This is a genomic window from Actinomyces sp. zg-332, assembly GCF_011751945.2.
Lineage (GTDB): Bacteria > Actinomycetota > Actinomycetes > Actinomycetales > Actinomycetaceae > ZJ293.
In genome coordinates, this window is sequence record NZ_CP064951.1 from 378,430 (window position 1) to 390,541 (window position 12,112).

The 12,112-nt window shown below is 34.7% G+C and carries 7 protein-coding genes; 6 read left to right on the forward strand and 1 reads right to left on the reverse strand.

The window, feature by feature from the left end; all coding sequences use genetic code 11:
• Window positions 1-810: 810 nt before the first annotated feature.
• Window positions 811-4,515, reverse strand: coding sequence for a multifunctional oxoglutarate decarboxylase/oxoglutarate dehydrogenase thiamine pyrophosphate-binding subunit/dihydrolipoyllysine-residue succinyltransferase subunit (locus tag HCQ94_RS01450; protein ID WP_166981219.1), 3,705 nt, complete (start codon window positions 4,513-4,515; stop codon window positions 811-813).
• 322 nt (window positions 4,516-4,837) lie between these two features.
• Between HCQ94_RS01450 and HCQ94_RS01455 the strand changes: the two genes are divergently transcribed.
• From HCQ94_RS01455 to HCQ94_RS01480, 6 genes are all read left to right on the forward strand, one after another.
• Entirely contained in the window at window positions 4,838-6,148 is a 1,311-nt protein-coding gene (locus HCQ94_RS01455; RefSeq protein WP_166981221.1) for a hemolysin family protein, read from the forward strand.
• Window positions 6,141-7,187, forward strand: coding sequence for a hemolysin family protein (locus HCQ94_RS01460; protein WP_166981224.1), 1,047 nt, complete (start codon window positions 6,141-6,143; stop codon window positions 7,185-7,187). Before HCQ94_RS01455 ends, HCQ94_RS01460 begins: the two co-directional genes overlap by 8 nt.
• Before the next feature lie 265 nt (window positions 7,188-7,452).
• Window positions 7,453-8,298 (forward strand): M23 family metallopeptidase, encoded by an 846-nt coding sequence (locus HCQ94_RS01465; protein WP_166976994.1) that lies wholly within the window; start codon window positions 7,453-7,455, stop codon window positions 8,296-8,298.
• A gap of 28 nt (window positions 8,299-8,326) precedes the next feature.
• Window positions 8,327-9,085 carry a glycerophosphodiester phosphodiesterase family protein gene (locus HCQ94_RS01470; RefSeq protein ID WP_166976995.1) on the forward strand — a complete coding sequence of 253 codons (759 nt, stop codon included), beginning with the start codon at window positions 8,327-8,329 and terminating at the stop codon, window positions 9,083-9,085.
• Between the two features lie 376 nt (window positions 9,086-9,461).
• Complete coding sequence (locus tag HCQ94_RS01475; protein ID WP_166976996.1) at window positions 9,462-9,905, forward strand: ribose-5-phosphate isomerase; 444 nt, start codon at window positions 9,462-9,464, stop codon at window positions 9,903-9,905.
• Between the two features lie 512 nt (window positions 9,906-10,417).
• On the forward strand, window positions 10,418-11,869 hold the full coding sequence (locus HCQ94_RS01480) for a cytosine permease (RefSeq protein ID WP_166981226.1): 1,452 nt from the start codon (window positions 10,418-10,420) through the stop codon (window positions 11,867-11,869).
• Window positions 11,870-12,112 lie beyond the last annotated feature (243 nt).

Consider the following 12,112-nt stretch of genomic DNA (forward strand, 5'->3'; position numbering starts at 1 on the left):
TATTACGTTTAGAGGTAATTTCTAGGCTTTAGAAAGAAAACTCGGTAAAAAACTAATAAAACGTGTACCTTAATAAGAAAAATGTAGATTATGCACACCTGATAAGGCAAAAAAGCTTATGACTATTTAAAAACGAGAAGAACTATACTCAAAAAAGGCTATTTTGATAGAACTATCTCTTAGAAAGAAATATATTGTTACTACTTTTAAAATAAAGTGAGTAAGAACGTTGATGATGAATGACACTTTGTGAGAAAAGTAGAGCCAAAGGATTAGAAAATAAAGTAACAGCAAGACTTAAAGTAACAAATAACTAAGTACACTCTAAAAGTAAAACACGATTGCTAGAATTGAAAATGTTTATTCGTGGAAAGTAAAATCAGTCAAGTTGTATAAGATACGATTTTACGACTTTTAACTAAACAAAATGAGCATGAATAGTAAAAATATTTTACCTAAAAGTAAAAAATGCTTACTCGCAAATATATTCATGATTTAACAGGTAATTCACGGAAATATTTACAAACTTTAGGGAAAGTGCGTGAATTTGTATACATGAAATACATAGTAAAGTACACAAAGGATATCGCGACAAAATGTATCGCAAGCTGAAACGAATCCCAGCTTGCGATGACACTGTCTAGATACTGCAATCAGAGTAACCTATAAGCGACTACTTAGAATTATGGTAGGTGGCTAAAGCTACTAAAGTTTTAACAATAAACTAAAATCTTACTTAGTTGCCTTCTTAATTACTTATTTAGTTATCTATCTGCCTAGTAACTAAGTAACTAACTTCTAACTAAAATCTCAGTAATCGAATACCTCACTTAGTAGCTTCTCATTTTCAGCTTTATGTAGCCATACAGTTCCAGCTGCAGGAGAGGCTGCTGCGTTACGTGAAATCAATTTGACAGGTTTACCTAGTTTATTGAAAACATTCAAAGCTAGATGAGAGTAAGGTCCAAAGTTAGCCGGTTCATCTTGTACCCAACAAATATGGGCATTTGAGTACTTGCTAATCACATTTGTAAGGTCTTTATCAGACAAAGGATAGAGCTGTTCTACACGAACTAAGGCTATATCGGTCTTTTGTAATTCTTCACGTTTTGCTAGTAAATCATAGTATATACGACCAGAACATAGCACTAGACGACGTACGTTAGCTGGGTTTGACTTTATTTCACTAACAGACTCATCCAGTATTTTCTGGAAAGCACCACTTGTGAACTCTTCAGGGCTACTACTTGCAGCTTTTAACCTCAACAACTGTTTAGGAGTGAAAGCTATAAGTGGTTTTTTATTCTTTCTATAAGCTTGTTCACGTAACAAATGGAAGTAATTAGCAGGAGTAGATGGCTGACAGACAATCATATTGTCTTGAGCACACAGTTGCAAGAACCTTTCTATACGAGCGCTAGAATGATCAGGGCCTTGTCCTTCATATCCATGTGGCAGTAAAACTACAAGTCCAGATGTCTGTCCCCATTTTTGTTCACTAGAAGATATAAATTCATCTACGACTGTTTGAGCTCCATTTACGAAGTCACCAAATTGTGCTTCCCAAAGAGTCAATCCATTTGGAGTTTCAACACTGTATCCATACTCGAAAGCTAAAGGAGCGTATTCACTTAACGATGAATCGTATATTTCAAAAGAAGCTTGATCTTGAGTTAACGAGTGAATAGGAGTCCATTCTTTACCGGTTACAATATCATGTACAACTGCTTGTCTTTGTACAAATGTTGCTCGTCTAGCGTCTTGTCCAGTTATTCTAACAGGCTTTCCTTCAATTAGTAGGGAACCGAAAGCTAGAATTTCAGCAAAACCCCAGTCAATATTGCCATTTTCATAAGAAGCAGCTCTATTTTCAAATAGTTTCTTTACTTTAGGGTGCAAAGTCATGCCAACAGGCGTATTTACGTGAGATTGGCAAATACGTTTGAAGAATGCTTCACTTATTGTGCTTGAGTAGTCAATAGAGTCTTCAATGTCGCTTGTATCGTCAGAAATAAAGTTAGAAACAATTTGAGCATATGTTGTTTCACTCTCTTGTTTCTTTTCTTTTGTTTCTTGGAAGATTTTTTCTAAAACTTGGTTGTATTCATCAATATACTCTTTGTATTCTTCTTCTGATATATCTTTTCTGTCAATCAAAATTTTTGCATATATCTCACGCGTTGAAGGTTTCTTGTCAATTAGTGAATACATTATTGGTTGAGTCATTGATGGATCATCACCTTCATTGTGTCCACGTTTTCTGTAGCACACTAAGTCAATGATTACATCTTTGTTGAAAGCTTGACGGTATAAAGTTGCAAGTTTTCCAACGTAAGTTACGGCTTCAATATCATCAGCATTTATATGGAAGATAGGTACTTGTAAGCCCTTTGCTAAATCTGTACAATAATTCGTTGATCTGGCAGAAGTAGCACCAGTTGTGAATCCAATCTGGTTATTTACGATGATATGGATTGTGCCACCTGTTCCATATGCTTTTAGCTGAGACATATTAAATGTTTCGTAGACTACACCTTGGCCAGCAAAAGCTGAATCTCCATGTATTAGTATCGGTACTACAGTATTTTTAGAGTCCTCGGCATTTAGTTTATCTTGTTTTGCTCTAGTGATGCCTTCTACTACACCATCAACTGCCTCTAGATGGGAAGGGTTTGCTGCTAGGTAAACTTTTACATCCTTGCCATCGTAACCTTTGTAAATTCCTTGTGTTCCCAAGTGATATTTTACGTCACCTGATCCTTGTAGATTATAAGGGTTTTGGTATCCTTCAAATTCAGAAAAAATCTGTTCATAAGATTTACCAGCTATATTTGTGAGAACGTTCAAACGTCCACGGTGAGGCATACCAATTACGACCTCTTCAACACCATTCTTTGAACTATTATTCAAAATGCTATCAAGTAGAGGAATTAAGCTTTCCCCACCTTCTAGAGAAAAGCGTTTTTGTCCCACGTATTTTGTCTGTAAGAACTGTTCAAAAGCTTCAGCTTTATTCAAAATACGCAAGTTGTGTTTTTGTTCATCTATACTTGGTTTGGTATGAGGTTGTTCAATATATTCTTGAATCCATTCACGTTGCACAGGATCTTGAATATGCATATACTCAAAGCCAATACTACGTGTATAAGTGCTACGCAGATAGTTAATAATATTTCTTAGAACTAGAGTAGGCTCATTCGTATATCCTGCTGTAGGGAACTGTCTGTCTAAGTCCCACAATGTTAACCCGTAGCTCTTAAAATCTAAGTCAGGGTGTACACGTAACCTATATGACAATGGATCAGTGTCGGCAACTAAATGTCCACGAGACCTATAAGCATGGATTAACTGTGCAATACGAGCAGGCTTACCCATCTCATGTTCAGGATCATAGTCAACATCAGTTTGCCACTGTACAGGTTCATAAGGAATCTGCATAGAAGCAAAGACTCTGTTATAAAATCCGTCCAAGCCTAGTAGCTTTTTCTCGAGTAATGCTAGAAATTCTCCAGATGTTGCACCTTGAATGACTCTGTGGTCGTAAGTAGAAGTAATAGTTATTGCTTTACCTATACCTATTTTTGAAAGATTTATATCACTTGTTCCAGCAAACTGTGCAGGATAAGCCATAGAACCGATGCCAATGATTGCGGCTTGGTTCTTCATCAATCTTGGAACAGAATGAGATGTACCTATCGTACCAGGATTGGTAAGAGTTATAGTTGTGTCCATGTAGTCTTTAGGTTCTAGTTTGCCAGTTCTAGCCTTTTTAACTAAGGTATTGTACTCTTCAAACCAACTAGCAAAGTCACAAGTATCAGCCTTATGAATTACTGGAACAACTAGTATTCTTGTCTCATTTTGTGTTGGGATATCAATTGCTAAACCAAAATTTACATGGGGAAGTACGTGCATATGAGGTTTGGAATCTATTAGTTCGTATCTAACGTTCATATTAGGCATGGATACCAGAGCCTCAACTATAGCAAATCCTATTATGTGAGTATAAGATACTTTTTTAGTAGAGATATGTGATAAGTGTCTGTTTATAATCTCGCGATTTTCAATCATTACTTTCGCAGGTATATCTCTAACTGAAGTTGCAGTTGGAACGTCCAAAGACTCTTCCATGTTTTTGCTTATAGCATTAGCGATTCCTTTTAAAGGAACTAATTTATCTTCATTAGTAGCTACTTTTTTACTTTCTTTGAGTTGATTTATTCTAGCTACATATGGGGAAGTAGGTTGAGTTATTTTAGATGTAGGAGCTGGAGGTAAATCTGATCTAGTTACATCATATAGATTGAAACTTTTAGGTTTTGTAGTTTTAACTTCAGGTATAGCTCTAGCATTTGTATTTGTAATAGAATCAAAATTTTTGTGGTTCTTTTCAAAATATTCACACCAAGAATGTGAAACAGTGGATGGGTCTTTCAAATATGCTTGATATAAATCTTGTACTAACCACTCGTTTGCACCGAAAATGTTATCTGAATTCAGAAAAGAGTCATTCATTATTTGTCACCCGCCATTGGATAAAAAATTATTGTTCTAATACATTACCATTTTTGTTTAAAAAAAGAGAGAGGAATTATGTAAAAATTTTAGACTTTTATGTTATATAAATTTCTCCTAAAATTTATTTATTTTAAAAACGGAAAATGTAAGTATTTGAAAAGTATTTTGATACGATATTTAAATAAAGTCAGAGGAATTTTGTATTTGTTGCTAGTTATTAACGTAATTTATAGTATTTTCAATTCATAGTAAGTATTATTATCATATACGTTGTAAATTTAGAGTTCGTAAGCAAAGGGAGTTACTTAAAGAAAATAATATGGAAACTATTTTTATGATTCTTACAGGTATTATATTGACTTTAGGTACGGCTTTGTTTGTCGCTGCTGAGTTTTCGTTAGTGGCTTTGGATATTTCAAAGGTTGAACAAGAAGATTTACAGGATGTTAAAAATAAAAGAGTATTACATGCTCTAAAGAATTTATCTACGGGTTTGTCTTCAGCCCAAATAGGTATTACAATCACTACTATTTTATTAGGTTATACTGCTCAGACTGCCTTAGGTGATTTATTTCTAAAATGGTTTAATAATGTAGGTTTATCTTATGCGTTAAGCCTTACTATAGGGCTTATAGTAGCTGGTGCAATAGTAAACTTATTTTCAATGATTTTTGGCGAATTAGTACCTAAAAATATTGCTATATCCTTACCAATGGCAACTGCTAGAGCTGTAATAACTTTTCATAGCGTTTTTACTTTCATATTCTTACCTGTAATAAAAACACTCAACTTTGTTGCTAACAGTATACTGAAGATTTTTAAAATTGAGCCAGTTGAACATTTATCCATGAGCCGTAGCGCCTCAGAACTATCTTCAATGGTTGAAATTAGCGCAGAAGAAGGAATAATTGATAAATCTACTGCAAATATAGTGTCAAATAGCCTGAAAATAACTCATTTACAAGCCAGTGACATTATGACAGACAGAGGTAGAGTTATTTGGTTGCATGAAAAAGATAATGCTCAAAAAATATTTGACTTAGCTTATAAAACTGGGCATTCTCGTTTTCCTGTTTTTGGGCAAAATCACGATGATGTTTTAGGGTTAGTGAACTTACGTAAAGCATTTGCTATTGACTACGAGAAAAGACAAGATGTTTTAGTAAACTCTGCGGAACTAATATCTGAAATACACAGAGTTCCTGAAACCATGGATATTAGGGCATTGCTCGTTGAACTACGTGCTTTGGGACAACAAATGGCTCTTGTTGTGGACGAATATGGTGGTACGTCTGGAATTGTTACCTTGGAAGATGCAGTTGAAGAAATAGTCGGAGAAGTAGCTGACGAATCAGATTCCAGAAGACTAGGTATCCAAAAAGGTGTTGAAAATACTTGGTTAGTGCCAGGATACGTTAGACCCGATGAACTAGAGAAAAAGATACCTTCAATTGTTTTACCAGAAGGTCCATTTGAAACTATTGCAGGTTTATTCTTATATGAGTATGGTAATATCCCAAATGTAGACGACAAAGTTAATGTAAATAACGTCGTTTTGAAAGTTGAATCCATGCAAAATAGGCGTATTGAATGTCTACGTATATGGTATGAAGGTGATGACAATGAGTAGTTCGCTGGCTGTTTCTATAGCTATACTCCTATTAGTTATCAATGCTTTCTTTGTAGCAAGTGAGTTTGCTGTTATTTCTGTGCGGCGTGAACAAATAACTGTTTTTGAAGGTAAATTCGGTTATAAACAAGTAATGTATACGCTCAATAATGCTTCAGTTATGCTTGCTTGCACTCAGCTGGGAATTACCTTAGCCTCTACTGGGCTTGGCGTAATTGCTGAACCAGCTATAGCTAATTTACTAATAGCTCCCTTTGAATACATCGGCTTATCTGAAGAATATGCTCATGGTATATCTTTTGCTATAGCATTACTATTCGTAGTATTTATGCATGTGATTTTTGGTGAAATAATACCTAAAAACATATCAGTTACGATGCCTGAAAAAGTCGTCTTTTGGCTGGCTCCACCTCTTGTTTTTATATCTAAAGTGCTAGCTCCAATTGTGAAAGTGCTGGATAGGTTTTCTAATAGTTTTATTAGAATATTTAAAGTTCAGCCTAAAACTGAAGTATCAAACACTTATAACATAGAGGAATTTTCAAAGATTGTGGCTGAAAGCAAAGTCCAAGGTACTCTTATTGATGAAGATAACCTTATATCTGGAGTATTAGAATTTTCTTCTCGCACGGCCAAAGAAGTAATGGTAAGTACTCAGGACGTTTATACATTATCACTACCAATTACAGTTGTGGACGTTGAGCAAGCAGTTAAAGAAACAGGATTTTCACGATTTATATTATTAGATAGTCGTAGAGAGTTTCATTCATATATTCACGTAAAAGATATATTGTTCGCTAAAGAAAAAGACAGAATGGAAAACTTGTCTAATTGGCGTTTGCGTTTGTTAGATACTGTAAATGCTGAGGATGAAATTGAACATGTTTTAGGGGAAATGCAAAAATCGGGCTCTCATATAGCTAAAGTTGTTGAAGAAGATAAAACTATTGGTATTTTGTTTCTAGAAGACATAATTGAAGAAATAATTGGTGAAGTCAAAGACATTATGCAGATAGAAGAAGAGCTTGAAAAAGCATAGCTTATGGGCTGTGTATTGTTGTGAAATTGTAGACTGCTTGCAGGAACTTTAACTAAAATTATGCGTAGCTACCTATAAAAATATTATCAGCACAATGGATAGACATTATATGTTTTATAAAAATTTTAGTTAGTGTCTGAAAATACATTAGTGCTTGTTAGGTATTTTGAGGAAGAAGGCTCATCTGAGTATTTTTGTAGACTCTATTTTTCTTTAATGATATTGTCATTAACTGATAAAGATATATGTGAGTTTTGGAGAATTTTTGTCAGATAGCCAAAATAAGAAAAAACTTCCGTCACGTAGAGAGCTGATAGAGGCTGAAAAAAAGCGAAATGCTAGTCGTGACGGTGTGGTTTCTGATACCGTTTTTCACTCACAAACTCATACTAAATTCAAAATTGCGAAACCGTTTATAACTTTAGTCCAAATTTTAGCTGTAATTGTTATTCCTGTTACAGGAGCTTTGAATATTCCTTTGTCTTCCTTGGGAGCAACTGAAACTTACGAATCTATGCTTACTAAACTTGAAAGTGAAAAAATAGATTCGAATTCTAATTTCAACAAAGTGGTCTCTCCTAATTCACGTTATAAAGTTATAGCTGGTAGTGACGTTAAATGTACTCCGAGTAATAGTGCTAATGGAGATACATTAGCTAATAAAAACTTTGAATTACAATGGCCATTGCGTGAAGGAACTTTCACTCAAACTTCGCCATTTGGATATAGAAGCGATCCCTTATCAGGACGTAATGTTTTACACTCAGGAGCAGACTTAGCAGGACCAGTAAATACCCCGATTATGAGTATTGCTGATGGTAAAGTGAAAACAGTTGATGTGTATGGTGGAGCTGGAAGAGTGATTATTGTCCATAACATAAAAGGGGTAGAAATACATTCATGGTATTTGCATATGTATCCTAATGGTATTTATGTTAAAGAGGGACAAGAAGTAAAAATGGGAGACATAATAGCAGGGATAGGTTCTTCAGGATATTCGACTGGCCCACACTTGCATATAGAGATTCATCCTAATGGAGATGACGATGCCGTAGATCCAATCAGATGGTTAAAAGAAAATAAAGCCGTGTTGTTAAGTAAAGACTGCTAAAATATTACTTATGGTATAACATAGTCTTATGTATGAAGTAATAGTTATCCCCCACAGAGGTGGATGTAATGAAGCTATCGAGAATTCTTGGGTAGCTTTGGAACATGCTCATAGCTTGGGTTACAAGTATTTTGAGACTGATGTTCGAGCAACTAAAGATAATGTTGTTGTTATTTATCATGATGATACTTTGGAACGCGTAAATAACCATACTGGTAGAGTTGAAGATATGACTTGGGAAGAGCTTTCCCAGATTAGTTATAGTGATGGAAGTCAAATCGTTCGCCTTGAAGATGCTTTGAAAAAGTATTCTGACCTTCACTTCAATATCGATTTGAAAAATGATCGTGTTGTTCAACCTATGATTGACCTTTTGAGTGAGATGCCTGAAGTTGAAGACAGGATTTTAATTGCCTCTTTTTCCTCTACTAGGTTAAGAAGAATTCGCAAGGCTTTTAATGGCAGAATTAAAACTAGTTTGAGTATGGCTGAAGTTATAAAAATGAAACTTGCTTCTACATTGACGATTTCCCCGAGGCTTTTTGGTGTTCCATATCCTAGGCAAGGTGTAGTTGCTGTACAAGTGCCTGTGAAGTTTGGGTTTATAAAAGTTGTCACTAAGCGTTTTATATCAGCTTGCCATCGTAGAGGTATGGCTGTGCAAGTTTGGGTTGTTGACGATCCTTCTGAAATGGAATACTTAATCGATTTAGGAGTTGATGGGCTGTTTACTGATAGTCCTAGCGTTGCTAAGCAATTACTTATCGATAAAGGGCTTTGGAAGTAACCGTAAAACTTGTGGAATAAAGTATACCTGTTAGGTAAGTAAGATACTTTTATAAATTGTTATTTACTTGATAAATTTTTGGGATAAGTGCCTAGTTTTTATTTTTTTACTTAGCTCAATTACTTACTGACTATGCTTATAATTCGTAGGGATTGTTTTTTATACGTAAAGTGTAAAAGTTATACGTATAGCAATAATTTAATAAAAATACTAAAAGTAAGTAAAATTTATACTAAATTTCTTTGATATATCCTTGTGTTTTCAAGGTTTAGCAAAAGTTATAGTTCAGAGTATTAAATCTTTACTTTTACTTTACCTTTTTTGTAAGTGTTGTTATACTACATATTGGAAATGTTGTCTCCAGCTAGGATTTATAATGCGTATTCATATTGCAACAGACCATGCAGGTTACGAAGAAAAAAATGCAATTGTTAAATATTTGCAAGAAAATGGGCATGACGTAGTTGATCATGGTGCACATGAATACGACGCACAAGACGATTATCCAACCATGTGTATCGCTTGCGGACAAGCAGTTGCACAAGAAGCAGGTTCACTGGGTATCGTAATTGGTGGTAGCGGAAATGGTGAACAAATCGCAGCTAATAAAGTAAAAGGTGTACGTGCGGCATTAGTGTGGAATAAAGAAATCGCAGAGTTGGCTCGTCAGCACAACAACGCTAACGTTATTTCACTAGGTGCTCGTCAACACACAATTGAAGAATGTATCAGCTTTGTGCAGACATTCATTGATACTCCTTTTAGTGAGGGAGAACGTCACCAACGTCGTATAGACCTAATTTCAGATTACGAAAGCTAGTAATCTGTATTCAATAATATTTTCATACTTATAAATCTAGCTTAGTTTAGTGTACATCGATTGGAGGAAAAGACTATGATTTCTAAATCTTTAAAAATCTCAGATAAGAATAAAGGTGTTCTATCAATGTATGAGATGAACTTTTTCCTCAATATGTATATGAATTATATGTAAATTCGAGTATAAAACGATTCATACTTTAAATATTACTCTTATCGTTTGTATATGTAATTTACTGTGATTTTCTTTGGTATTGGGAAAGTTACATTAAACATAGTGCTTTTTACAATTCATATTATTTATCAAAGTATACGTACTCATATGTATCACATACAGATTTTACCTATACAAATATTAGTGTAATTACTTTTAAAGTTATTCAAACCTTCACAAGGGAAACTTATATACCCAAAATACTTATACCTGAATTATATAAGTGTTATTGAGCTACCTAAATCATAATTTAGTTTAGATTTTCTACGAAGTTTATTAAGGGAGTTAAGGAGAAATATATGTCAAATCAAATACAAGGATTTAAAATTCAAGAGAATGAAAGGCAAAGCTGGATTAGCTTAGCATCTGTGTGGATTGGAGCAATGGTGTGCGTTCCATCCTTAATGATTGGTGGATTTTTAAGCCAAGGTTTCTCTATATCCAGCATTTTGTTATGTGTTCTAATTGGTTACGGAATTATTTGTTTTTATATGTCACTAATAGGTATCCAAGGAAGTGATACGGGGCTACCAACTAGTGTAATGGCAACAAATGCTCTAGGTGAAAAAGGATCACGGTATGTAATTAGTTCAATCTTAGCTGTTGCATGTATAGGGTGGTTTGGAGTCCAATCTGCTGTATGTGGTGTTTCATTTAGTGGCATGATTCTAGCTATTACAGGTGTACATATTCCAGAAGCAATAAGCGTAATTTTCTGGGGAATAATAATGCTACTTACTGCTTGCTTTGGATATAATGCGGTCAAATATTTGAACTATATAGCAGTACCAGCACTTATTTTGGTATTAGGATATGCAGCATATGCAGCGTTGTTTGTAAATGACGGGATAAATGTAGTACTATCTCATCAGCCAGCTCAGCCTATGAGCTTTGTAAGTGGTATAAACCTAGTCGTAGCAACTTTTGCTTTAGGTGGGGTAGTTAGTGCGGACTATTCACGATATGCAAAAAATCGTGCAGATGTAATTAAATCTAGTGTCGTAGGTGTATTACCATCTGGGTTGATAGTAATTTTCTTAGGTGCAGCATGTAGTATAGTTGCCAATGAATACGATATTTCAAAAGTTCTATCAATATTAGGATTGCCAGCTATTGGGTTAGTAGCTTTGATATTAGCAACATGGACAACAAATGTTACTAACGCTTACAGTGGCGGTATTGCTCTAACTAACTTACTAGGATTTGACGAAAGTAAGTTCCGTATAACTACTGGTATAGCTGGAATAATTGGTACTTTGCTAGGTGCAGTAGGTATTATTGAGCGTTTCCAAGACTTTTTAGGAATACTTACATCCTTCATACCACCAGTTGCAGGTGTAATAATTGCTGCTTATTGGATAGTGGGTAAGGGTAATAAAGAAAACTTCAAAGTCGTGAAAGGTATAAATATAGCAGGTATTACTTCGTTCATAATAGGAGCTGGTGTTGCTTACATTACAGCAAATGTCTATGTCTTCTTTATTGGTCCTATTAATGGAATTATCATTTCTGCCATAGCATATACTCTTTTGATAAAGGTATTTCCTATAGATTCACAAGTTGTGGAAATTAGTAGTTTTGACAATAATTCCGGTGACGGTGTCAGTAACGGTGTCAGCAACGGTGGGGTTGAAGACGATAATAGCATTAGTGGATTTGATAGTGATGCTAGTAGCTGTTGTTCTGAAGGAATTTGTGCAGATAATGTCACTGTTTCTGAAGGTAAAACTGGTACCAAGGACAGCGATTAATCCACTAGAGTAGTTTCTGAACAATCCGATGTATTAAACAAAAATTAGATGAGCGTAATCTAAATGATATATCTGAAGATGAAATTAGTGTTTTAGAGGGAATAGGTTGAAAAAATTGCAAAAACTATTGTTGATATAACTCTAATAAACAGTAGTAGTGCTATTTAGAGAACAATCTTTAGATTATGTAATAGATTTTATAATGCTTGGTGCTTGGTATTTGGTGCCTGATGCTTAGTACTT